At 61.0% G+C, this 25,333-nt stretch carries 16 protein-coding genes; 7 read left to right on the plus strand and 9 right to left on the minus strand.

Translation table 11 applies throughout. From position 1 onward, the window contains the following. The first annotated feature begins 43 nt into the window (after positions 1-43). A complete protein-coding gene (locus tag RV1423_RS13745) occupies positions 44-2,596 on the plus strand; it encodes a [protein-PII] uridylyltransferase (RefSeq protein ID WP_034297441.1) in 2,553 nt (850 codons plus the stop codon). A 71-nt stretch (positions 2,597-2,667) separates the two neighbouring features. Further along, positions 2,668-3,414: a pseudouridine synthase gene (locus RV1423_RS13750; protein WP_034297443.1), complete on the plus strand. Its 747-nt coding sequence runs from the start codon at positions 2,668-2,670 to the stop codon at positions 3,412-3,414. Between the two features lie 68 nt (positions 3,415-3,482). Here the strand turns inward: RV1423_RS13750 and RV1423_RS13755 are convergent, their stop codons facing one another. Next, positions 3,483-3,971 (minus strand): DUF1854 domain-containing protein, encoded by a 489-nt coding sequence (locus RV1423_RS13755; RefSeq protein ID WP_034297446.1) that lies wholly within the window; start codon positions 3,969-3,971, stop codon positions 3,483-3,485. Next, a complete protein-coding gene (locus RV1423_RS13760) occupies positions 3,971-6,292 on the minus strand; it encodes an ABC transporter ATP-binding protein (RefSeq protein WP_034297448.1) in 2,322 nt (773 codons plus the stop codon). Before RV1423_RS13760 ends, RV1423_RS13755 begins: the two co-directional genes overlap by 1 nt. A gap of 425 nt (positions 6,293-6,717) precedes the next feature. Here RV1423_RS13760 and cphA (RV1423_RS13765) point away from each other — a divergent pair, with 425 nt between their 5' ends. Then, positions 6,718-8,916, plus strand: a complete 2,199-nt coding sequence (cphA, locus tag RV1423_RS13765) for a cyanophycin synthetase (protein WP_034297451.1) — start codon at positions 6,718-6,720, stop codon at positions 8,914-8,916. A gap of 71 nt (positions 8,917-8,987) precedes the next feature. Continuing rightward, positions 8,988-11,558: a cyanophycin synthetase gene (cphA, locus tag RV1423_RS13770; protein WP_034297453.1), complete on the plus strand. Its 2,571-nt coding sequence runs from the start codon at positions 8,988-8,990 to the stop codon at positions 11,556-11,558. A 101-nt stretch (positions 11,559-11,659) separates the two neighbouring features. On the opposite strand, the gene def is transcribed toward cphA (RV1423_RS13770), so the two are convergent. The 7 genes from def to RV1423_RS13800 form a co-directional block, all read right to left on the minus strand. Next, a complete protein-coding gene (gene def / locus RV1423_RS13775) occupies positions 11,660-12,196 on the minus strand; it encodes a peptide deformylase (RefSeq protein WP_034297455.1) in 537 nt (178 codons plus the stop codon). A gap of 37 nt (positions 12,197-12,233) precedes the next feature. Further along, the gene (galU, locus tag RV1423_RS13780; protein WP_034297458.1) at positions 12,234-13,121 is read right to left on the minus strand and encodes a UTP--glucose-1-phosphate uridylyltransferase GalU; all 888 of its coding nucleotides are present in this window, start codon (positions 13,119-13,121) and stop codon (positions 12,234-12,236) included. 76 nt (positions 13,122-13,197) lie between these two features. Then, positions 13,198-15,291 (minus strand): NAD-dependent DNA ligase LigA, encoded by a 2,094-nt coding sequence (gene ligA, locus RV1423_RS13785; RefSeq protein ID WP_051516680.1) that lies wholly within the window; start codon positions 15,289-15,291, stop codon positions 13,198-13,200. Between the two features lie 25 nt (positions 15,292-15,316). Further along, entirely contained in the window at positions 15,317-16,654 is a 1,338-nt protein-coding gene (locus tag RV1423_RS13790) for a cell division protein ZipA C-terminal FtsZ-binding domain-containing protein (protein ID WP_034297460.1), read from the minus strand. Next, positions 16,651-16,875 (minus strand): hypothetical protein, encoded by a 225-nt coding sequence (locus RV1423_RS29825; protein ID WP_155835104.1) that lies wholly within the window; start codon positions 16,873-16,875, stop codon positions 16,651-16,653. The genes RV1423_RS13790 and RV1423_RS29825 overlap by 4 nt, the downstream gene beginning before the upstream one ends. Before the next feature lie 124 nt (positions 16,876-16,999). Further along, complete coding sequence (gene smc / locus RV1423_RS13795) at positions 17,000-20,527, minus strand: chromosome segregation protein SMC (RefSeq protein ID WP_081768824.1); 3,528 nt, start codon at positions 20,525-20,527, stop codon at positions 17,000-17,002. A gap of 208 nt (positions 20,528-20,735) precedes the next feature. Beyond that, positions 20,736-22,472: a methyl-accepting chemotaxis protein gene (locus RV1423_RS13800; RefSeq protein ID WP_034297463.1), complete on the minus strand. Its 1,737-nt coding sequence runs from the start codon at positions 22,470-22,472 to the stop codon at positions 20,736-20,738. Between the two features lie 233 nt (positions 22,473-22,705). On the opposite strand from RV1423_RS13800, the gene dapC reads away from it, so the two are divergent. From dapC to RV1423_RS13815, 3 genes are all read left to right on the plus strand, one after another. Beyond that, positions 22,706-23,917 (plus strand): succinyldiaminopimelate transaminase, encoded by a 1,212-nt coding sequence (gene dapC, locus RV1423_RS13805; protein WP_034297466.1) that lies wholly within the window; start codon positions 22,706-22,708, stop codon positions 23,915-23,917. A gap of 87 nt (positions 23,918-24,004) precedes the next feature. Then, positions 24,005-24,841, plus strand: a complete 837-nt coding sequence (gene dapD / locus RV1423_RS13810) for a 2,3,4,5-tetrahydropyridine-2,6-dicarboxylate N-succinyltransferase (protein ID WP_034297469.1) — start codon at positions 24,005-24,007, stop codon at positions 24,839-24,841. Between the two features lie 117 nt (positions 24,842-24,958). Beyond that, on the plus strand, positions 24,959-25,321 hold the full coding sequence (locus RV1423_RS13815; RefSeq protein WP_034297472.1) for an ArsC family reductase: 363 nt from the start codon (positions 24,959-24,961) through the stop codon (positions 25,319-25,321). The last annotated feature ends 12 nt before the right edge of the window (positions 25,322-25,333 follow it).

Below are 25,333 nucleotides of genomic sequence, written 5' to 3' on the forward strand. Positions count from 1 at the left end.
TCATTGGACTGATGTTCACTGCCGATTCATTGACCGGACTTCTATGCCTGCTCTCGCCGTCAAACTCAAAAAACAACTCAAGGCAGCGCGCCAGCAGGCCATAGAAGCCTTCCAGGCGGATGGCAAGACCGAACACCTGTTGACGCAACTGCGCCGCAATGTCGATGCGGCGCTGACAGAAGCCTGGGAAACATGCGACCTGCCGTCCGACATCGCGCTGGTCGCGGTGGGCGGCTACGGGCGCGGAGAACTGTTTCCGCATTCCGACGTGGATGTGCTGATCCTGCTCGACCGGAGTCCCGACAAGGCCATGCAGGAGAAGCTCGAGTCGCTGGTGCAACTGTTCTGGGACATCGGCCTGGAGATCGGTCACAGCATCCGCACCGTCGAAGAATGCCAGACCGAATCGGCCGCCGACATCACCGTGCAGACCAGCCTGCTGGAAGCGCGCCTGGTGACCGGCAACAAGACGTTGTTCCAGTTGCTGCAGGCAAAATGCCAGGAGGCCATGGATCCGCGCGCCTTTTTCCAGGCCAAGACCCTGGAAATGCGCCAGCGCCACGTCAAGTACGAAGACACTCCCTACAGCCTGGAGCCCAATTGCAAGGAAAGCCCCGGCGGCTTGCGCGACCTGCAGGTGATCCTGTGGGTCGCCAAGGCGGCCGGCCTTGGCGACTCCTGGAGCAAGCTGGCACAGCGCGGCCTCTTGACGGCAACCGAAGCGCGCCAGTTGACGCAGAAGGAACGCGCCTTCAAGGACATCCGCATCCGCCTGCACATCCTGACCAACCGCCGCGAAGACCGCCTGGTGTTCGATATCCAGACGGCGATCGCCGAAAGTTTCGGCTTCAAGAACACCGACACGCGCCGCGCCAGCGAATACCTGATGCAGCGCTACTACTGGGCGGCCAAGGCGGTCACCCAGCTCAATACCATCCTGCTGCAAAACATCGAAGCGCAATTGTTTCCGCAGGACGTCATTCCGCAAAAGATCAATGAGCGCTTCAACGAGCTGAACGGTTTCCTCGACATCGCGCACGACAATGTCTTCGAAGACACGCCGTCGGCCATGTTGGAAGTATTTCTGGTGCTGGCCCAGCATCACGAGCTCAAGGATATGTCGGCGCGCACCATGCGCGCGCTGTGGCATGCGCGCTTCAAGATCGACAACGCCTTCCGCGCCGATCCGGCCAACCATGCGTTGTTCATGCAGATACTGCAGAGCAAGCGCGGCATCATGCATGCGCTGCGCCGGATGAACCAGACCAGCGTGCTCGGCCGCTACCTGCCCAACTTCCGCCGCATTGTCGGCCAGATGCAGCATGACCTGTTCCACGTCTATACGGTGGACCAGCACATCCTGATGGTGGTACGCAACGTGCGCCGTTTCACCATGAGCGAACATGCGCATGAATACCCATTCTGCAGCCAGTTGATGGCGAACTTTGCGCAGCCGTGGATTCTGTACATCGCCGCGTTGTTCCACGACATCGCCAAAGGCCGCGGCGGCGACCACTCCAAGCTAGGCATGGCCGATGCGCGCCAGTTCTGCGAGCAGCACGGCGTGTCGGAAGAGAACACCGAACTGGTCGTGTTCCTGGTCGAACACCATCTGACCATGTCGCAAGTGGCGCAAAAACAGGACTTGTCGGATCCCGACGTCATCCAGCAATTCGCCAACACCGTCAAGGACGAACGCCACCTGACCGCGCTCTACCTGCTGACCGTCGCCGACATCCGCGGCACCAGCCCGAAGGTCTGGAACGCCTGGAAAGGCAAGCTGCTGGAAGACCTGTACCGCATGACCTTGCGCGTGCTGGGCGGCGAAGCGCCATCCGCCGATCGCGAACTGAAAAACACCCAACAAGAAGCCATCAAAACGTTGCGCCTGTACGGTTTGCCGGCCGATGCCCACGAAAAATTCTGGCAGCAGCTCGACGTCGCATACTTCCTGCGGCATGACGCATCCGACATCGCTTGGCAAACGCGCTCGTTCTACGACAAGATCGACAGCACCGTGCCGCTCGTCAAATGCCGCCTCGCGCCGATCGGCGAAGGCGTGCAAGTCGCGGTGTACACCCCGGACCGACCAGATCTGTTCGCGCGCATCTGCAGCTATTTCGATGAAAAGAATTTCAGCATCCTCGACGCCAAGATCCACACCACCAGGAACAATTACGCGCTCGACGCCTTCCTGATCAGCACGCCCATGTTCGCCAAGAATTACCGCGACATCATCAACCTGATCGAACACGAACTGGCCGAACTGCTGCAGTCCGACGGACCGCTGCCGGCACCGGCCAGAGGCCGCCTGTCGCGCCTGTCGCGCACGTTCCCGATCAATCCGTCAGTGGACTTGCGCCCCGACGAACGCGGCCAGTATTACCTGCTGTCGGTGTCGGCCAATGACCGCAACGGCTTGCTTTATACGATTTCCAACATCCTGGCCAAATACAAGATCAATCTGCACACGGCCAAGATAATGACCCTGGGCGAACGCGTCGAAGACGTGTTCCTGGTGGACGGCGCGGCGCTCAATCATCCGCGCAACCAGATCATGCTGGAAACAGATCTGCTGAAAGCGCTGCGCATCTGATATTCCACATTCCGGTTGGGTTGTCGCCCCGCTCTTTCATTTAACTTTTGCTTTAACTCTGCTGAACCGCCATGACTGAACCTGTACGCCTGTCCAAACGCATGTCCGAACTCGGCCTCTGTTCGCGCCGTGAGGCGGATGAATGGATAGAAAAAGGCTGGGTGCGCGTGGACGGCAAGGTGGTGTCGGTGCTCGGCAGCAAGGTCCTTCCGCACCAGCGCATCAGCGTCGAGCGCCAGGCCAGCGCCGAGCAGTCCAAGCGCGTCACCATCCTCATCAACAAGCCGGTCGGCTACGTCAGCGGCCAGGCCGAAGACGGCTACAAGCCGGCGGTGGCGCTGGTCGAAGCCGCGACGCGCTGGGCCGAAGACAAGCTCGACACGATGTTCCATCCGACCCAGTTGCGCAGCCTGGTGCCGGCTGGCCGCCTGGACATCGATTCGGTGGGATTGCTGGTATTGACGCAAGACGGCCGCATCGCCAAGCAACTGATCGGCGAAGACTCCAGCGTCGACAAGGAATATCTGGTGCGCGTGCAATATACCAAGCCGGGCAAGTTGCCCGACAGCGACCTCAAACGCCTCAATCACGGCCTGTCGCTCGACGGCAAGCCGCTCAAGCCGGCCAAGGTGCGCTGGCAAAACGAAGACCAGCTCAGCTTCACGCTGCGCGAAGGGAAAAAACGCCAGATCCGGCGCATGTGCGAACTGGTGGGCCTGAAAGTCATCGGCCTCAAACGCGTGCGCATCGGCGGCGTCAAGCTAGGCGACCTGCCGCCCGGCCAGTGGCGTTACCTGCGGCCCGACGAACAATTCTGAAGATGCCTCAGCGCAAAAGAAAGCGGCTGCACCCGGACAGGATGCAGCCGCTTTTTTTGATATGCAAATTACAGGAAGCGATCCAGAATCTTGCGGCTGTGCTTGTCCAGCACCTTGGTATCGCGGATCAGGAACTGGATGCCGTGGCTGTCCGCGATCAGCAGCGCCGAATTCGGCAAACGGCGAATGTCTTCTTCCCCCTTCAGCGTAAACGACGTATCGCCGCGATTGGTTTCAACTTCCCACACGGAGGGCGTCGCAAAGCTGGACACGCCGGCGATGCGACTGATCACCGGCATGAACTCGCGCGCCGCCAGCTCTTCTTCGATGATCTTCCTGATATCGGCCGACACGTCGGACCACTGTTCAATCCAGGCCAGCTCACGACCTTCCGCGCTGACCAGCGCAATACCCTGCTCCGGCGCACCGATGGGAAACGCGCGCACAGGAATGGCGCCTTCATACTCGACGCCCTCGGCATCGATGAATACCAAACGGCCGAAGCTGTTGTGGCGCAGTTGAAAATGATGTGAAGCGGTCGTCATTTGCGTGTTCATCATTCGCCGTCCTTGTCTTCGCTCTTGCCGCTCTCGGCGGTCTTGTCGCGCTCATCGCCATCGACACTGCTGCCCGACACTTCAGTTTCGGGATTCCGCGCCTGCGCCTGATACAGGCGATAGTAAGCGCCCTGCTTCGCCATCAATTCCTCATGCGGACCGACTTCGACCACCTGGCCGCGGTCCAGCACGACCAGACGGTCAGCCTTGCGCAAAGTCGACAAGCGGTGGGCGATCGCAATCGTGGTGCGGCCCTGCACCAGGTTGTCGAGCGCCTTCTGGATTTCCTTTTCGGTGGTCGTGTCGACCGAGGACGTCGCCTCGTCGAGAATCAGGAAACGCGGATCGATCAGCAGCGCCCGGGCAATCGATATACGCTGACGCTCGCCGCCCGACAAAGCCTGGCCGCGCTCGCCCACCAGCGAGTCGTAACCTTGCGGCAGGCGCAGGATGAACTCGTGCGCGTGCGCCGCGCGCGCTGCCGCGATGATCTCGGCGCGCGTCGCGTCCGGCTTGCCGTAAGCAATGTTTTCGGCAATCGTGCCGAAGAACAGGAAAGGCTCCTGCAACACCAGACCGATGTTGCGGCGATATTCCGAAATCGGCAGCGAACGGATATCGACGCCGTCGATGCGGATCGCGCCTTCCGACACGTCGTAGAAACGACAAATCAGATTAACCATGGTGCTCTTGCCGGAACCGCTGTGCCCGACCAGACCGATCATCTCGCCCGGTGCAATCGACAGATCGACGCCGCGCATCACCGAACGATTGCCATAGCGGAAGCCGACGTTGCGCAATTCGATGGCGCCCTTCACCTTCTCGATGTGGACCGGATTGGCCGGTTCCGGCACGCTCGACACATGATCGAGGATATCGAAAATCCGCTTGGCGCCGGCGGCGGCCTTCTGCGTCACGGAAACGATGCGGCTCATCGAGTCCAGGCGCGTATAGAAACGGCTGATGTAGGCAAGGAAAGCCGTCAGCACGCCGACGGTAATCTGATTGTGCGACACCTGCCAGATGCCGAACACCCACACCACCAGCAAGCCGATTTCGGTCAGCATGGTGACAGTCGGCGTGAACAGCGACCAGATCTTGTTGACGCGGTCGTTGACCACCAGGTTATGGCGATTCGCCTCCTTGAAGCGGGCGGCTTCGCGCTTCTCCTGGGCAAACGCCTTGACCACGCGAATGCCGGGAATGGTATCGGCCAGCACGTTGGTCACCTCGGACCAGATGCGGTCGATCTTCTCGAAACCGTGACGCAGGCGATCGCGCACGGCGTGGATCATCCAGGCGATGAACGGCAGCGGCAACAAAGTCACCAGCGCCAGCCACGGATTGATCGAAATCAGGATCACCGCAGTCATGATGATCATCAGCACATCGATGATGAAATCGAGCAAATGCAGCGACAGGAACACGCAGATGCGGTCGGTCTCCGAACCGATGCGCGCCATCAGGTCGCCAGTGCGTTTGCCGCCGAAATACTCCTGCGACAGGCGCAACAAATGCTCATAAGTCGTGGTGCGCAAATCGGCGCCGATGCGTTCGCTTACCAGCGCGAGGATGAAGGTGCGCCCCCAACCCAGCACCCAGGCCACCAGCGCCGACCCGAGCAGACCGCTCAGATAGAGGCCGGCCAGATGCGCATTCAGCGGCGCGCCGTTCTGGAACGGAATCAGCACGTTGTCCATCAGCGGCATCGTCATATACGGCGGCACCAGCGTGGCGGCTGTCGACGCCAGCGTCAGCAGGAAACCCAGCAGCAAGGAACCCTTGTAAGGCTTGGCGAACCGCCTCAGGCGAAACAAGGCCCAGGTCGACGGCGGCGCTTCCTTGGCTTCCGGACAGATGGCGCAGGTTTCCTGGCCATGTGGAATCGGCGCCTTGCATTGCGGACAGACGTCGAGCTCTTCGTCAACCACGGCTCGCCCCGAAACATGGGCATCGCGCTGCTGGTCGAATTGATTGATCAGGCGCAGGGCCTGCGGATTCTGCGCCAACGTGTAGCGCCAATGGGCCAGACGGGATTGTCCATCCAGCAACTCCAGGCTGCCGACGCCGGCGTGGTCGGAATGCTTCAACGCCAATTCCGGACGATAGGTCCAGGCGCTCCAGCCCTGGCCGTCGCTGTTCTTCGCCAGCAGGCGCCGGTCGGTCGCCAGCATCAGGCCGCGCGCAAACTTCAGCGAGACATCGAGATCCAGTTCGAGCCAACTGATGATTTTTTCGTCGGGCGCCAACTGGGCCTGGACTTCCGCGCCCCATGGCGCGGGCAAATTGATGGTACTTGCGATGAGGGATTTTCTGGTCATCTGAACGGCATGTATGTCCTGTGCGGACAGTGAGGAATGATTTTTCTGGCAACTTTTCGCCGGTATTCTATGCCGCGCGTATTATATCGTATGGGTTTGCCCCTCTGACAACGCACAACCCCTCTCCGGCGATGACAGCAAGTCGACCTGTTTGCCGACCGATCCTGACAATTTCCTGATTTTTTGCATGCAAGACTGCAAACAGTCTGAGACAATATCGTTACATTTTGTGTACAGCGGCAACTTAGGGAAGGGGCCGATGACAAATAGGCAGCATCGACAACAACAAAATCCTGCAAAAACATTCGCAAGCCGACAATGGCGCCGGCATTTTATTGCGGCCAAGTAAACCAATCGGCGCTTAATGCGTTATTCATGCTTGGATCGATAGAACGGACAGCGCTCAGCGGCATAACGGCTTACACATGAAAAATATAGAATTTCTCCGTATCCTCCCCTTGCATGGCCCCAATATCTGGACTTACCGCCCGGCACTGGAGGTCTGGATCGATATCGGAGAACTGGAAGACTTTCCGTCGAACATCATTCCCGGCTTCAACGATCGTCTGACGAGTTGGCTTCCTTCCCTGGTCGAGCATCGCTGCAGCTACGGCGAACGCGGCGGTTTCCTGCAACGCCTCAAGGAAGGCACCTGGCCCGGTCACATCATGGAACACGTGACGCTGGAACTGCAAAACCTGGCCGGTCTGCCCGGCGGTTTCGGCAAGGCGCGTGAAACTTCCGTGCGCGGCGTCTATAAAGTCGTGGTCCGCGCCCGCCATGAACAAGTCACCCGCGCCGCGCTGTACGCCGGCCGCGACCTCGTCATGGCCGCTATCGAGGACACGCCCTTCGACGTCGATGCCACCGTCGAAAAACTGCGCGACATGGTCGATTCGCTGTGCCTCGGCCCCAGCACTGCCTGCATCGTGGATGCCGCCGACGAACGCCGCATCCCGTCCATCCGCCTGTCCGAAGGCAATCTGGTGCAACTCGGCCACGGCTGCAAGCAGCGCCGCATCTGGACTGCCGAGACCGATCAGACCAGCGCCATCGCCGAAAGCATCTCGCGCGACAAGGACCTGACCAAAACCCTGTTGCAATCCTGCGGCGTCGCCATTCCCGAAGGCCGCATGGTCGACAGCCCGGCAGATGCCTGGGAAGCCGCCGAGGAAATCGGCCTGCCGGTAGTCGTCAAGCCGTCCGACGCCAACCACGGCCGCGGCGTGTTCATCGACCTCAATACCCGGGCTGAAGTCGAGACCGCCTACAAGGCTGCGCTGGAAGAAGGCAGCAGCGTGCTGGTCGAACGTTTCATCCGCGGCAACGAGCACCGCCTGCTGATCGTCGGCGGCAAGCTGGCGGCGGCCGCGCGCGGCGAACCGATCTTCGTCATCGGCGACGGCACATCAACCGTCTCGCAACTGATCGACGTGCTCAACACCGATCCGCGCCGCGGCGACCTTGAGGAACATCCGCTCAATCCGGTGATCCTCGAACGCGAACCGGCCGCCCGTCTGGAACTGGAGCGCCAGGGCCTGACGCCGGTTTCGGTGCCCCCTGCCGGCAAGAAAGTACTGTTGCTGCGCAATGGCAACGTCGCCATCGACGTCACCGACCAGGTCCATCCCAGCGTTGCCGCGACCGCTTCACTGGCCGCACGCGTGGTCGGCCTCGACATCGCCGGCGTCGACCTCGTTGCGGAAGACATCTCCCGTCCGCTGGACGAACAGCGCGGCGCCATCGTCGAAGTCAATGCCGGTCCCGGCCTGCTGATGCATCTGAAACCCTCCGAAGGCAAACCGCGCCCGGTCGGCCAGGCCATCGTCGAACACCTGTTCAAACCGGAAGACACCGGCCGTATTCCCATTGTCGGCATCACCGGCACCCACGGCAAAACCACCATCGCCCGTCTGGTCGCGCGCATCATCGACCTGAGCGGCAAGCGTGTCGGCCTGGCCTGCGGCGACGGCCTCTACCTCGGCCACCGTCTGGTCGAAAAAGGCAATCGCGCCAACTGGAGCGCCGCGCATCGCATACTGCTCAACCGCGCCGTCGAAGCGGCCGTGTTTGAAAACGGCAGCGTCTCGATCCTGTCCGAAGGCCTTGCTTACGACCGCTGCCAGGTCGGCGTGGTCGCCAACATCGATCCGGCCGACAGCCTTCCCGAGTACTACATCGACGACGCCGAGCAGATGGCCACCAAGGTCAAACGCACCCAGGTCGACGTTGTGTTGCCCGACGGCGTCGCGGTCCTCAATGCGGAAGACCCGCTGGTCGCCGACATGGCAAGTCTATGCGACGGCGAAGTGATCTTCTTCGCCGTCGACGGCAATGCCGCCGTCATGGCCGACCACCTCAAGCAAGGCAAGCGCGGCGTCTTCGTGCGCAACGGCGACGTTATCCAGGCCAGCGGCGACAAGGAAGTCCGCATCAGCACCGTGACCGCGATTCCGATCACCGGCGGCGGCGCCGTCGGCTTCCAGATCGAGAATGTGCTGGCCGCCGTCGCCGCCGCCTGGGCATTGGGCATTTCCGCCGACCTGATCCGCGCCGGCATCGAGCTGTTCGGCACCGAACAGGCCGAAGAACAAGGCAAGAAGCGCAAGGCACAAATGGCCTGAGCGGCCTGGGCGGCCCGCGCTCTCCAGCCAATCATCGAATTTCACAAAGACACATTCAGGAAGACTTGTTGATGGACGTATCACGTATTCGCGTACTGCGCGGCCCTAACCTCTGGAGCAGGCACACTGCGATCGAAGCCATCGTGTCCTGCGCCGAGGCCGAACGCGCCATCGAAGGCATGCCGGGATTTGAAGTGCGCCTGCGCGCGCGCTTTCCGCACATCGGCCTCCTGCACTCGGCCGGCGAAGTCAAAACCGTTTCCATGGCGCATGTGCTCGAAGCCGCCGCGTTGGGTCTGCAATCCCAGGCCGGTTGTCCGGTCACCTTCAGCCGCACGGTGCCGACCGTCGAAACCGGCGTCTATCAGGTCATCGTCGAATACAGCGAAGAAGCCGTCGGCCGCCTCGCCTTCGAACTGGCGCGCGAACTGTGCGCCGCTGCCGCCGAAGACAAGCCGTTCGACCTGGCCGATGCGCTGGCGCGCCTGCGCGAGCTGGACGAAGACGTCCGCCTCGGCCCCAGCACAGGTTCCATCGTCACCGCCGCCGTCAAACGCGGCATTCCGTTCCGCCGCCTGACCGACGGCAGCATGGTGCAATTCGGCTGGGGCAGCCGCCAGAAGCGCATCCAGGCAGCCGAGACCAGCAACACCAGCGCCATTGCCGAATCCATTGCGCAGGACAAGGAACTGACCAAGATGCTGTTGCACGCCGCCGGCGTTCCCGTACCGAACGGCCGCGTCGTTGAAACAGTGGAAGATGCCTGGGCTGCGGCACAGGAAATCGCCGCGCCGGTGGTCATCAAGCCGCGCGACGGCAATCAGGGCAAAGGCGTCGCCGTCAATATCTGTACCCAGGAACAAGTGAGCGCCGCCTTCAACGCAGCAGTGAAGATCAGCGACGAAATTATCGTGGAACGCTACCTGCCCGGCCACGACTATCGGTTGCTGGTGATCGGCAAGCAGCTCGTTGCAGCCGCCCGTCGCGACCCGCCGCAAGTCATCGGCGACGGCGTGCATACCATCCGCCAACTGGTCGACAAGGTCAACAGCGATCCGCTGCGCGGCGACGGCCACGCTACTTCGCTGACCAAGATCCGCTTTGACGACATCGCGCTGGCGACGCTCTCCAAGCAAAACTACGACGCCGAGTCGATCCCGCCGCAAGGCGCGCGCATCGTCCTGCGCAACAACGCCAATCTCTCCACCGGCGGCACCGCCACCGATGTCACCGACGACGTCCATCCGGAACTGGCCGCACGCGCCGTTGCCGCCGCGCAGATGGTCGGTCTCGACATCTGCGGCGTCGACATCGTCTGCAACAGCGTACACAAACCGCTGGAAGAACAAGAAGGCGGCATCGTCGAAGTCAATGCCGCGCCAGGGCTGCGCATGCACCTGACGCCCTCCTACGGCAAGGGCCGCGCGGTCGGCGACGCCATCATCTCCACCATGTTCGCCGACGGCGACGATGCCCGCATTCCCGTGGTCGCGGTCGCCGGCACCAACGGCAAGACCACCACCGTGCGGCTGATCACCCACCTGCTGGCGCAAAAAGGCTTGCGCGTCGGCATGACCAACACCGACGGCGTCTACATCGACAAGCAGCGCATCGACACCGGCGACTGCAGCGGTCCGCGCAGCGCGCGCAACGTCCTGTTCCATCCGGACGTCGATGCCGCTGTGCTGGAAACCGCGCGCGGCGGCGTGTTGCGCGAAGGACTCGGCTTCGACCGCTGCAACGTTGCCGTCGTCACCAACATCGGCATGGGCGACCATCTCGGCCTGAGCTATATCAGCACGGTAGAAGACCTGGCCGTGGTCAAGCGCGTGGTGGTCGAAAACGTCGCCCCGACCGGCTATGCAGTACTCAATGCCGCCGACCCGATGGTCTCCAGCATGGCTTCGTCCTGCCCCGGCGCCGTGATTTTCTTCGCGCTTGACCCGATACACCCGATCATGGCGACACATCGCGCCCAAGGCCATCGCGTCATCTATCGTGACAGCAACGATATCGTCGCTGCGCAAGGCGATCAGGAATACCGCCTGCCGCTCAAGGAAATCCCGCTGACCCGCAATGGCGCCATCGGCTTCCAGGTGGAAAACACCATGGCCTCGGTCGCCGCCGCGTGGGCGCTGCAACTGGACTGGGACATCGTGCGCGCCGGCTTGCGCACCTTCATCAGCGACGTCGGCACCGCGCCAGGACGCTTCAATTTGTTCGACTATCGCGGCGCCACGCTGATCGCCGACTACGGCCACAATCCCGACGCCATCAATGCACTGGTCAAGGCCATCGACAGCATCCCGGCCAAACGCCGCTCGGTGGTCATCAGCGGCGCCGGCGACCGGCGCGACATCGATATCCGCCAGCAGACCGAAATCCTCGGCGATGCGTTCGACGAGGTCGTGCTGTATCAGGATCAGTGCCAGCGCGGCCGTGCCGACGGCGAAGTCCTCGCGCTGCTGCGCCAGGGTCTGGCCAATGCCCGCCGCACCAAGGAAACCAAGGAAATCTACGGCGAATTCCTGGCCATCGATACGGCACTGGCGTCGCTGAAGGAAGGCGATCTGTGCCTGATCCTGATCGACCAGATCGAAGAAGCGCTGGCGCACATCGCCAAACGCGTCGCCGAAGGCTGAACCACTCGGTCGCAGCAATAAAAAATCGCGTGTGAAGCCGACTTCACACGCGATTTTCTTTTTTTCTTTTGAGACGAAAGCGCCGCAAACATCCGATCCAATCAATCGTCGTCGTTAGCATCCAGCTCCGGGAAAAGTATCTCCGTGAAACCGAAGCGCGAAAAATCCTTGATCCGCATGGGATACAGCACGCCGATCAGGTGATCGCATTCGTGCTGCACGACGCGCGCGTGAAAACCATCGACGGTGCGATCGATGCGATTGCCCGCTTCATCGAGGCCTTCATAGCGCAAGCGGCTCCAGCGCGGCACCACGCCACGCAAGCCAGGCACCGACAGGCAACCTTCCCATCCCTCTTCCATGTCCTCGCCCAAAGGCGTCAGGGTTGGATTGATCAGGACCGTTTCCGGCACATCAGGGGCATCGGGATAGCGGACGTTCTTCTTGAAGCCGAAAATCGCCAGTTGCAAATTGACGCCGATTTGCGGCGCCGCCAGACCGGCGCCGTTGACCGCGCGCATGGTCTCGAACATGTCGGCGATCAGCGCCTCCATCTCCGGCGTGCCGAACTCCCGCACCGGCTCGGCCTGGCGCAACAGACGCGGATCGCCCATCTTCAGAATTTCACGAATGGCCATGCTGCTTCCCCTGCCACACTTTCAATTGATAAGTAAATCAGGACTTGATGTCGAGCTGCTTCAGATACTCGATAAAGGCCGGACCGGTCTCGGCATGCTTCATTCCCATCGCCACGGTCGCCTTCAGATAGCCCAGCTTGGAGCCGCAATCGTAGCGCTGCCCCTGATAGCGATAAGCCAGCACCGATTCGGCATGCATCAGCGCGGCAATACCGTCGGTCAACTGGATCTCGCCGCCGGCGCCTTTGCCGAGGTTTTCGAGGTAATCGAAAATGCGGTTGTTCAGCACATAGCGGCCGACCACCGCCAGCGTCGACGGCGCCACCTCGGGCGCCGGTTTTTCGACGATGCCGTTGACGCGTTCGAGGTTAGGCTGATAAGCAGTGGCGCTGACGATGCCGTATTGCTTGGTCTCGGCGCGCGGCACTTCCTGCACGGCCAGCAAGCTCAATCCTTCGCGCGCATACACATCCGTCATCTGCGCCATGACCGGCTTTTGCCCCTCCTCGACATCCATGAAATCGTCCGCCAGCAACACGGCAAAGGGTTCATCGCCCACCACCGGACGCGCGCACAGCACCGCATGACCGAGCCCCAGCGGCACCGACTGGCGAATGAAGATGCAGGTGACGTTCTTGGGGATCACGTTCTGGACGATATCCAGCAACTTCTGTTTCCCGGCGGCTTCCAGTTCGGCTTCCAGTTCGTACGCCTTGTCGAAATGGTCTTCGATTGCGCGCTTGTTGCGGCCAGTGATGAACACCATTTCGGTAATACCGGCAGCGACCGCTTCCTCAACCGCATAGTGGATCAGAGGCTTGTCGACGATGGGCAACATTTCCTTCGGTTGCGCCTTGGTTGCCGGCAAAAAACGGCTGCCCAGCCCAGCGACAGGAAATACTGCTTTCTTAATTCTCTTGGTCATTACAACTCCCGATAAAAATCAACTCTTCGTATGGCAAATGGACAGCATTGACGGCCGCCCCGACCTATTGCCACGCTTACTCTGCAACAGCTTGCTCCGGACTTTCTTGCGGACCATTTTGGATCAACGCAAGCAATGCTTCCTCATCCAGAATGGCAATACCCAATTCTTCGGCCTTCGCCAGTTTGCTACCAGCTTCCGCACCGGCCACCACATAACCGGTTTTCTTTGAAACGGAACCGCTCACCTTGCCGCCGGCCGCTTCGATCATTTGAGCGGCATCGTCACGCGTCAATGTCGGCAAGGTACCTGTCAGCACAAAAGTCTTTCCGGCCAACGTCTTGGCCGGGATGTCAATGCCGGCGCCCTCGATCCAGTGGACGCCGGCGGCGCGCAGTTGATTCACCAGTTCTACATTCAGGCCGTCGGCAAAGAAGCTGATGATGGAACGCGCCACCACCGGACCGACATCGGCCACTTCCAGCAATTGCTCTTCCGTCGCAGCCATCACGGCGTCCATATTGCCGAAGTGGCGCGCCAGTTCCTTCGCGGTCGCTTCGCCGACATGACGGATGCCCAGCGCGTAGATGAAACGCGCCAGCGTGGTCGACTTGGACTTTTCCAATGCGTCGAGCACGTTCTGTGCAGATTTCTCGGCCATGCGGTCAAGCTCGGACAGCGCAGTCAATCCCAGGCGATACAAGTCGGCTGCCGTGGTGATGACATGCTTATCGACCAGTTGTTCGATCAGTTGATCGCCGAGGCCTTCGATATCCATGGCGCGGCGCGAGGCGAAATGCTGCAGGCCGCCCTTGCGCTGCGCCGAACATTTGACCCAGCCGCCCGAGCAGCGCGCGATCGCTTCGTCTTCCAGACGCACAATGGGCGAACCGCAGACCGGGCACGCGGTCGGCATCTCGAACGGCTTGGCATCGGCCGGCCGCGATTCCGGCACATAGGCGACCACTTCCGGAATCACGTCGCCGGCACGACGCACGATGACGGTGTCGCCGATCTGGATATCCTTGCGGCGTACTTCGTCTTCATTGTGCAAGGTGGCGTTGGTCACCGTCACGCCGCCGACGAACACCGGCGCCAGGCGCGCCACCGGCGTGATTGCACCGGTGCGCCCCACCTGCACTTCAATGTCTTGCACCACCGTCAACGCTTCCTGCGCCGGAAATTTGTGCGCCAGGGCAAAACGCGGCGCGCGCGACACGAAACCGAGCTGCTGCTGCTGGTCGAGACGGTCGACCTTGTAGACCACGCCGTCGATTTCATAAGGCAATTTCTCGCGCTTGGCGCCGACGTCGTGATAAAACGCCAGCAAACCTTCGGCGCCATACACCACCGCTCTTTCCTTGCATACCGGCAGGCCGAGCGAAACATACCAGTCCAGCAAGGCCGAGTGCGAAGCCGGCATAGGTGCGCCTTCAAGCACGCCGATACCGTAGGTGAAGAAGCGTAGCGTACGCTGGGCGGTGATCCTGGAGTCGAGCTGTCGCAAACTGCCGGCGGCGGCGTTGCGCGGGTTGGCGAACTCCTTTTGCCCGGCATCGCGTTGGCGCTGGTTCAGCTTGGCAAAATCATTCTTGTACATCAACACTTCGCCGCGCACTTCCAGAATGTGCGGCGGATCGTCGCCGTGCAGGCGCAGCGGAATGGCGCGCACGGTGCGGATATTGGCAGTGACGTTTTCGCCGGTAGCGCCGTCGCCGCGCGTGGCGGCGCCGACCAGCAAGCCGTTCTCGTAACGCAGGCTGATCGCCAGACCGTCAAATTTCAATTCGGTGGCGTAAGCGATCTCCGTTTCCGAAGACAAGCCGTCCGATAGTACATCCTTAATACGCTTGTCGAAGGCGACAACGTCTTCGTCAGAGAAGCCGTTGCCGAGCGACAGCATCGGAATCGCATGGCGCACCTGTTCAAACTGCGGCAGCGGCGCGCCGCCGACCCGCTGAGTGGGCGAATCGCTGGTCGCCAGCTCGGGATACTCCTGCTCCAGCGCTTGCAGTTCATGGAACAGTTTGTCGTATTCCGCATCGGGGATGCTGGGATCGTCAAGCACGTAGTAAGCGTAATTGTGGCGGTCCAATGCCGCCCTGAGCGAAGCGGCCCGCGCATGCCAGTCGCCTGGCGCCACGGGTGCTGAGTGGGAATCTGCATGCATGATAGGAGCGCCCCTCGGCGCGAGCTTAACTGAACAAGCGCATGGCGCGCTTCGAACCGGCCGGGATTTCGGCAGACTCCATGGCGCTGTAGAACGCGCCGACTTGCTCGGCAATATCGCTCAATGCGGCGTCCGACAACAACTGGTCGCTGTCGTCGACTACGGTGCCGCCCAGGCGCATGGCCAGCGAACGCGCGCAGGAAATCATCGCGCCATAGCCGTCGCGGGCCGGACCGACGCGCGGCACGTCCAGCAGCAGCGTCAGGCGATCGGTCGTCTCGGCGCCGCCGGTCACGTTGGTCGACATCGAAAACAGCACTTCGCCTTCGCCGTCCTGCATGACCAGATGGCCGTCGGTGCGACGGTCGAAGCCCTGGCGGGTCAATGCCGCCAGCAAGGTGCTGACATTCCACGGCGCACCGTTGGAGCGCACGTTCACGCCCAACTGGACGTCGTGATCCATGATGAACTGATGCAAGGCTTGCGCGGTTTTCATCACGTCGATCATGTCTGGGATCTCCGGCTCGGCGCTAATGGAGTCGGTGAATTCGCGCAGGCGCACGATCAGTTCGGAATACTCAAGCTCGTTCAGCGCATTGTTGCGATTGGCCAGTTGGACGCCCGCCAGCAAGGCGTTGTAAGCGCTGCCATGACCGATCGGCTCCCATTCGCCGTCCGTCGTGCGACCGATGAAATGCACGGTCTTGTTGCCGACATGGCGCAGGTTCTGCACGCCCGGCAAGAGCTTCTCGCCGCGCACCGACAACTCCAGCGCAATCGGAATGATGCAATCGATCAATTCGTCGACTGGCAACTCGCGCTGCGGCGCTGCCGCAACCTGCCCGGCTTGCTCTCCGGCAAACATGCCGGATTCATTGAGGGATGCCGCGACATGGCTGAGGTCGGTTTCGACCTCATGCGCGCCGAGCGGATCGGCCAGGTAGTCGGCATGGCTGTCAAGCGGCGTGTCGATCGACAAGTAAGGCTCGACCGGCGTGTCGAGGTCGGCTTCGGTAACCGGAGGCGTGATCGGCTGCTGGAGCGGTTGTTGCGGCCTGCGCTCGGGCATCTGATACAGCTCGGGCTCCAGCCGTTCGTCGTCATACATCGAGATCGGCGACTTCGCCATGGGCGCGGCCTGCTTCGGAGCAATTGGCGGCGCCTGGAACGACGGCGTCGGCGGCGATGTCGGCGGCAGCGGCTGGGACTGGCTGTCGGCATTCATCAGCACATCGTCGTGATCCGACGAAAAAGCGCGTTCAACAGTCTTGCGGGTCTTGTGCTCTTGCCACTTATTGTAGGAAATCACCGCGACGACGATCACGCCGCCGATGATGATCAGGCTGGTCTGTAAGTCTGTCATGCCGAATATACCCTGGAATTTTTCTTGAAGGCGAGGTGCGCTGCGGTACCACTTGTGCCACTTATTCCGCTCGCACTGCTCAACACTGAACCTGGGTAGACAGGATCAATGCGGTCAAACATGTTCGGTTCAATAAAACTGGTCATAACGTATGGATTCCTGAGAATCGGCAGGAAAATTTGCACCGAAATATAGCAGCCAAGCGCTGCAAAACTTGCCATTGCCGTCTTGTTCTTCTTTGTCTGGATCGCTTGCAGCCGTTGCGTGAAAGTCCTTGTATGACAAGCTGTTTAGGGTAGTGTTCCACCCCGTACTTGTCAAGTTGTCCAGCCTCTGCGAGACGGCCTAGGCCGCCTGCACCTCCGACGTGAAGTTGGCGGCGGCTTCCATATCCACCGCCACGATACGCGACACGCCCTGTTCCTGCATGGTCACGCCGATCAACTGGTTCGCCATTTCCATCGCGATCTTGTTATGCGAGATAAACAGGAACTGCGTATTCGACGACATGCGCTTGACCATATTGCAGAAGCGTTCGGTATTGGCGTCGTCGAGCGGCGCATCGACTTCGTCCAGCAAGCAGAATGGTGCCGGATTCAACTGGAACATCGAGAATACCAGCGCCGTTGCGGTCAGCGCCTTTTCGCCGCCGGACAGCAGGTGGATCGTAGCGTTCTTCTTGCCGGGCGGCTGCGCCATGACTTGCACGCCGGAATCGAGGATTTCGTCGCCGGTCATGATCAGCTTGGCCTGGCCGCCCCCGAACAGGATCGGGAACAATTCGGCAAAGTGGCCGTTGACCTTGTCGAAAGTGTCTTGCAGCAAGCCGCGTGTTTCGATGTCGATCTTGTGGATGGCGTCTTGCAGGGTGTTGATCGCTTCATTCAGATCGGCGTGTTGCGCGTCGAGGAAGTTCTTGCGTTCCGACGCTGTCGCCAATTCATCCAGCGCTGCCAGGTTGACCGCGCCCAGCGCCGCGATGGCGTTGGTCAGGCGGGTCACTTCGCCCTGCAGGTAGGACGGACGCATGTCGTCGGTCAGCTTCTCGGCCAGAGCAGCTTCATCGGCCTGGGTGTTGGCCAGCGCTTCGGTGTATTGCTCCTGATTCAGGCGCGCGGCTTGCTCCTTCAATTGCAATTCGGTGATGCGGTCGCGCTGCGGCTGCAGGCTGCGCTCGGCTTGCAAGCGATTTTCTTCGTACTGGCGCAGCTTTTGCGACAGTTGGTCGAGTTCATGGCGGGCGTCGGCCAGCGCGCGCTCCTGTTCGGTGCGCTTGTCCAGCAGCGATTGCAGGCCGGCTTGCGCCGCCTGGTCATCCAGGCTTTCCAGTTCCAGGCTGCCTTGCTGCATGCTGGCAAACAATTGCGCGGCCTGCTCCAACGCGGTGGCGATGCTGCGCTTGAGTTCGTCGATCTTGTTGCGTTGGGATTTTTCGGCGAATTCCGCTTCCTGCGCGGCACGCTCCAGTTCGCGCAGGCGCTGGCGCGCATCGTTGAGCTGCTGTTCCTTGCCGAGATAATCGGTCTGGCCGTTTTCGTGCGACTCCTGCAGTTCGGCCAGTTCGATGTCGAGCTGTTCGAACTTGGCTTCGGACTCGGTCTTGATTTGCTGCTGCTCGATTTCCTGCGCTTCGATTTCGGCGAGGTCGGCAACGATCTGGGTGCTGCGCTGGTTGAAACGCTCCTGCACTTCGGACAGTTTCATCACTTCAATCTGCAGACCATGCACGGCCTGGGTCAGGCCAGCAACGCGCTGGCGCAGCTCTTGCAAGCGCTGCGTGGCGTTGGTCATGGCGGCGTCGGCGCGTACGGCGCGCGACTTGGCTTCTTCGGCCAGCATGTATTGTGCACGCTGCTGCTTGGTGATGTTTTCGATTTCCTGCTGGCGCGCCAGCATCCCGTCCTGCTCGGAATCGGATGCATAAAAACGCACGCTCGACTGGCTCACCACATGACCTTGCCTGGTCACGAAGATGGCCCCGGCCGGCAGCTTGCTGCGCTCGACAAAGGCGCTGGCGGTGTCGTCGGCAATGAAAACGTTGTGCAGCCAGTCCTGCATCAGCGCGCGCAAGCCCGGATCGTTGAGTTGCAGCAGGTTGATGAAAGGCTTCAGGCCGTTGGGCGCAGCTTCCGCGGGCGCGGCGGCCGGATTCGGCGCAAACAGGGCCAGCTTGGCCGGCGGGGCATCGTTGAAGAAGGCCTTGGCCCAATCCAGATTCGACACTTCCAGCGCCGACATGCGCTCGCGCAAGACCGACTCCAGGGCGGTTTCCCAGCCGGCATCGATATGCAGCTTTTGCCACAGGCGCGGCAGGTTGGCCAGCTCGTGCTTTTCCAGCCACGGCTGGACCTTGCCCTGCGTCTGCACGCTTTCCTGCAATTGCTTCAGGGCGGACAGGCGCGCTTCCAGTTGCGCCAGGTCGGAGGTTTCCTTGCTGACCAGTTCCTGCGCGGTGCGGCGCTCTTCTTCCAGCTTCGGCTGCTGTTCCTGCGCCTCCTCGAGGTACATGGACGCTTCTTCCAGCGCGGCCTGTTTCTCTTCCAACTGCAGCTTGAGGTTGGACAGGTGCGCATCGTCCGGCATGTTGAGGCCGCTCTTTTCCTGCATCAGGCGCTCGCGGCGCACCGCCAGGCCGGACAGGATGTTGGAGGCATTGCGCTGGTGCGCTGATTCCAGTTCGATCTGCTGCTGGATCTGCATGATCTTGCCGCGCGATTCCGTGGTTTTCAGTTGCGCTTCGCGCCAGGATTGCTCCAGCGTCGGCAACTTGTCGTTGGCGTCCTGCATGGCTTGCTGTGCTTGCTCGACGCGCATGCCCTGCTCTTCCAGCCGGATCTCGGCTTCGGCCAGGTCGTCCTGGTGCTGCGTGCCCTGGCGCTGCCATTGGTCACGTTGCGCCGTCAGCGAATTCAATTGCGATTGCAGGCGATTGCGCGATTCGATGACGAATTTGATCTGCGCTTCCAGGCTGCCGATTTCGGAATTAGTCTGATACAGATGGCCTTGCGCCGTATGCAGGCGGTCGCCGGCGCCGTAGTGGGCCTGGCGCATGTGTTCCAGTTCGGCTTCTACGTGACGGAGCTTGGCGGTCTGCTCTTCGAGATCGATTTGCGCCCGCTCGATGTCGCGGAAAAATTTTTCCTGCTCGGCCTTGGCTTCGTTTTTGCGCAGCAGCCACAACAGCTTTTGCTTTTCTTCTTGATCGCCCTGGAGCTCGTTGAATTTCTTGGCGACGGCGGCCTGGGCTTCCAGCTTTTCCAGGTTGTTGTTCAGTTCGCGCAGGATGTCTTCAAGGCGCGTCAGATTTTCGCGCGTGTCGTGCAGGCGGTTTTCGGTTTCGCGGCGACGCTCCTTGTACTTCGACACGCCGGCGGCTTCTTCGAGGAAGATGCGCAACTCTTCCGGACGCGCTTCGATGATGCGCGAAATCATGCCCTGGCCGATGATCGCGTAAGCACGCGGGCCGAGGCCGGTGCCGAGGAAGATGTCCTGGATATCGCGGCGGCGCACCGATTGGTTGTTGATGTAATACGAGGAAGTGCCGTCGCGCGTCAGCGTGCGCTTGACGGCGATTTCGGCGTATTGTCCCCATTGGCCCGCCGCCTTGCCCATGGCGTTGTCGAACACCAGTTCGACGGAAGCGCGCCCGGCCGGCTTGCGGTTGGTGGAACCGTTGAAAATGACGTCCTGCATCGACTCGCCGCGCAGTTCGGAGGCTTTCGATTCTCCCAGCACCCAGCGCACCGCGTCGATGATATTGGACTTGCCGCAGCCGTTGGGGCCCACCACGCCTACCAACTGTCCCGGCACCTGGAAATTCATCGGATCGACGAAAGACTTGAATCCTGACAATTTAATGGAATTTAAGCGCACGTTATCTACAATTTCACAGAGTTTGACGAAAGCAGGCAAATTCGCCCGCAATAGCCCGGTATCATAACATTCCAAGAAGGAAAATCGCTGAATTCGGGGCCTGCAAGACGAATACCGATAAAGCAAACGGCCTGCCAGATTGCTCAGGCAGGCCGCTGCGGCCGAAGTTCAAGCCGATGTCAAAACGGAAGCCCAACCGGCTTGACGCTTAAAAGGTCTCCCAGTCGTCGTCGCCGGTTGCCGGCCTGGACGCCGGCGTCTTGGGCGGGACTGCCGCAGGCAAGGCGCGGGTGGCAGTCTTCCTCGCCGCAACCGGAGCAATGGGAGCACCCGCAGCGGCCGCCTTCGGTTTGACGGCAGGCGTCGCGGCAATCGGACGGCTTGCCGGCGATACCGAACTCTCCGCCTGGAAGAATGCGACAGCCTCCTTCAAGCGGCGCGCCTGCTCCTCCAGCGAACCTGCTGCCGCTGCCGCCTGCTCGACCAGCGCGGCATTCTGCTGGGTGGTCTGGTCCATTTGCGTGATCGCCAGATTGACCTGTTCGATACCGCTGCTTTGCTCTTCGGTCGCCGATGAGATTTCACCCATGATGTCGGTCACGCGCTGCACCGCATTCACCACTTCGCCCATGGTCTGGCCGGCGCGCTGCACCAGTTCCGAACCGCTGTCGACGCGGGAGACGGAATCCTCGATGAGGTTCTTGATTTCCTTGGCAGCCTGCGCGCTGCGTTGCGCCAGGCTGCGCACTTCGCTCGCCACCACGGCAAAGCCGCGGCCCTGCTCGCCGGCGCGCGCCGCTTCCACCGCCGCGTTCAGCGCCAGGATGTTGGTCTGGAACGCAATGCCGTCGATCACGCCGATGATGTCGGAAATCTTGCGCGAGCTCTCCGTAATGCCCTGCATGGTGTCGACCACTTGCCCCACCACCTCGCCGCCGCGACGCGCAATGTCTGACGCGGTGTGGGCCAGTTGGCCAGCCTGGCGCGCATTGTCGGCATTCTGCTTCACGGTCGAGGTCAATTCCTCCATGCTGGAGGCGGTCTCTTCCAGCGATGCCGCCTGCTGTTCGGTGCGCGACGACAGGTCCATGTTGCCGGCGGCGATTTCCTTGGCCCCGGCGTCGATCGCCTCGGTGCCGGTGCGTATGCCCGCAATCACCGACGACAGCCGCTCGCGCATGAGGCCCATCTCATAGAGTAAACTGCGCTGGTCGCCGGGACGCGTGGCTATCGCCATGGTCAATTCGCCGGCGGCAATGCGCGATGCCACCCCGACCGCGTAGGCAGGCTCGCCGCCCAGGCTGCGCGTGATATTGCGGATGATCGCCAGCATCATCGCCGACACCAGCACGCCGACTACGATCAGGATGCCGGCCAGCTTCATCAGGTTTTGATAAAAGTCGGTTTCGACGTCATTAAGGAACACACCCGACACCAGCAACCAATCCCACGGCTGGTAATAAATCAGGTAACTGACTTTCTTGGTCCGGTTGGTGTCGTCCGTACCGGGCAAGCGTCCCATGTATTCCACAAAACCATGCTGCTGCGCCTTGCCGACCTTGACCATCTCTACGTAGTAGAGCTTGCCGTCGCTGTCCTTGCGATCGCCGACGTTCTTGCCAACCACATTTTTGTTGGTCGGATGCATCAGCACTACCGGCCTGGAGTCGAACACGAAGATGTAATTGTCGTTGTCGTAGCGCATTGCCGAGATGCGCTCCAGCGCCTGCTTCTGCGCGTCCGCCAACGTCGTCTTGCCAGCGGCGACCTCGGCCGCATAACTCTTGAGGATGCCCTCGGCGGTTTCGACCACGCGCTTCAGCCCGGCCTGACGCTCGTTGATCATGTTTTGGCGGGTATTGAGCGCCGACCATGCCGCCAGCACCAGCAGGCCTATCCACATGACGACCAGGGCCAGCAACAGCTTCGCTCTCAGTGTTTTCATACTTACAACTCCGTTCAATCCAGATTGGGGGAGATTTATTCTTGGGACCTTGGACGATGACTTACTTCCCTGCAAACACATCAGGCGAACAGCACGGTTTCAGCCATCCGATTGTGAGTTTTGGATTGCCTGACTGACAAGCGCAGCGGCTGCATTGCCGGGAAAGACGACGCCGGGCGCTATATAATGGCGTGATTTTAGAATCTGTCCTTATCCACTGACGCTTTCTCTCCGTGAACCCATTACTCGACAAGCTACAACCCTACCCGTTCGAAAAACTGAAGAACCTGTTTTCCGACGTCACGCCCAACCCGGCCTATCGCCACATCAGCCTGGGCATCGGCGAACCGAAACATCCGACGCCCGAGTTCATCAAGCAAGCGCTGACCGACAATCTGTCGGGATTGGCAAGCTATCCCAGCACGATCGGCTCGGAAGCGTTGCGCAGCGCCATCGCCGGCTGGCTGGAGCGCCGCTACGGCTTGCCGAAAATCGATCCGGCCACGCAAGTGCTGCCGGTCAACGGCTCCCGCGAGGCGCTGTTTTCGCTGACGCAGACCGTCATCGATCCGTCGCAAAAAGAAGCGCTGGTGCTGTGCCCGAACCCGTTCTATCAAATCTATGAAGGCTCGGCTTACTTGTCGGGCGCCCAGCCGTATTTCGTCAATTCGGATCCGGCGCGCAATTTCGCGCCCGACTTCAGCAAGGTGCCGGACGACGTCTGGCCGCGCGTGAAGCTGCTGTTCCTGTGTTCGCCGGGCAATCCCACCGGCGCCGTGCTGTCGCTGGAAGACTGGAAAAAATTGTTCGATCTGTCCGACCGTTACGGTTTCGTGATCGCCTCGGATGAGTGCTATTCGGAAATCTATTTCAAGGCGGAAGCGCCGCTAGGCGGCCTGGAAGCAGCGCACAAGCTGGGCCGCACCGGCTATCCTCGCCTGATCGCCTTCTCCAGTCTGTCCAAGCGCTCCAACGTGCCGGGCATGCGTTCCGGCTTCGTCGCCGGCGACGCGGCCATCTTGAAGAAATTCCTGCTGTACCGCACCTATCACGGCGGCGCCATGAGCCCCTCGATCCAAGGCGCCTCGATTGCCGCCTGGAACGACGAAACCCACGTGCAGGAAAACCGTGCCAAGTACATCGCCAAGTTCAGCCAGGTCACGCCTTTGCTGCAGGAAGTGCTGGACGTGTCGCTGCCCGACGCCGGCTTTTACCTGTGGGCCAAGGTCGACAAGCTGGCCGCCATCAGCGACACGGAATACGCCAAGCGCCTCTATGCCGAATATAATGTCACGGTATTGCCCGGCAGTTATCTGGCGCGCGACGCCGATGGCGTCAATCCGGGCCGGCAACGCATCCGCATGGCACTGGTCGCCGAAGTGGAAGAGTGCCTGGAAGCGGCGCAACGCATTGTCGCCTTTACACGCAAACTGGCAGGCGCATAAGCGCCTCTGCCGCCTCCGGGACACGGTGTCGACATTGAAAACGTGTGCCTGGTTTTTATTTATTTTCAACTGAGATAGCAAAACAAGATGACCCAATCCATCCAGCAAATCATCGATCAGGCGTGGGAAGACCGCGCCAGCCTGTCGCCGAAGTCCGCGCCTGCCGACATCCGCAACGCCGTGGCGGAAGTGATCGCCGGCCTGAATGAAGGCACCCTGCGCGTCGCCGACCGTCAAAGCGTCGGCCAATGGCAAGTCAACCAATGGGTCAAGAAAGCCATCCTGCTGTCGTTCCGACTGGAAGACAACGTCCCGGTCGGTTCCGGCGTGCCGGGCTATCCGCAGTTCTACGACAAGGTCCCGACCAAGTTCGCCAACTACACCGCCGAAGATTTCGCCAAGGGCGGCTTCCGCGTGGTGCCGCCGGCTGTGGCGCGTCACGGTTCCTTCATCGGCAAGAACGTCGTGCTGATGCCTTCCTACGTCAACATCGGCGCCTACGTCGACGAAGGCGCGATGGTCGACACCTGGGCCACGGTCGGCTCGGCTGCGCAAATCGGCAAGAACGTCCACCTGTCCGGTGGCGTCGGCATCGGCGGCGTGCTGGAGCCGGTGCAGGCCGGCCCGGTCATCATCGAAGACAACTGCTTCATCGGCGCCCGTTCGGAAGTTGTCGAAGGCGTGATCATCGAAGAAAACTCGGTGTTGTCGATGGGCGTCTACATCGGCCAGTCGACCAAAATTTACGATCGCGAAACCGGCGAAGTGCATTACGGCCGCGTGCCGGCCGGCTCCGTCGTGGTGCCGGGCAACCTGCCGTCGAAGGATGGCAAGTACAGCCTGTACGCCGCGATCATCGTCAAGAAAGTGGATGCGCAAACCCGCTCCAAGACGTCGATCAACGAACTGCTGCGCGGCGCCTGACAGGCGCGATGCATTGCCGGCGCACGCCGGCAATTTTCTTTGCGGCAAAGCGAGAATCCCGGCCGGCATGGCATGACGCCGGCCTTCATTTTTTGTACAACAGGATGGTCTGATTCCATGAGCACACAAGTCACCCTCTACGGCATTCCCAACTGCGACACGGTCAAGAAGGCGCGCACCTGGCTCGACGCCAACGGCGTTGCCTACGTCTTCCACGATTTCAAGAAGGCAGGCCTCGACGCCAGCATGGTCAAGACCTGGCTCAAGGACATCCCCTGGGACACGCTGGTCAATCGCAAAGGCACGACATGGCGCGGCCTGTCCGACGAACGCAAGGCCAGCATCACCGACAACGCCAGCGCCGCCGCGCTGATGGTCGAGCTGCCGTCCATCGTCAAACGTCCGGTGCTGCAAACCAGCGGCCAGCCCACGCACGTCGGTTTTACCGCGGACCTTTATCAACAGATTTTCAAGAACTGATTTCAAAAATCC

Source organism: Herbaspirillum sp. RV1423 (assembly GCF_000577615.1).
Taxonomy (GTDB): Bacteria; Pseudomonadota; Gammaproteobacteria; order Burkholderiales; family Burkholderiaceae_D; genus Herbaspirillum.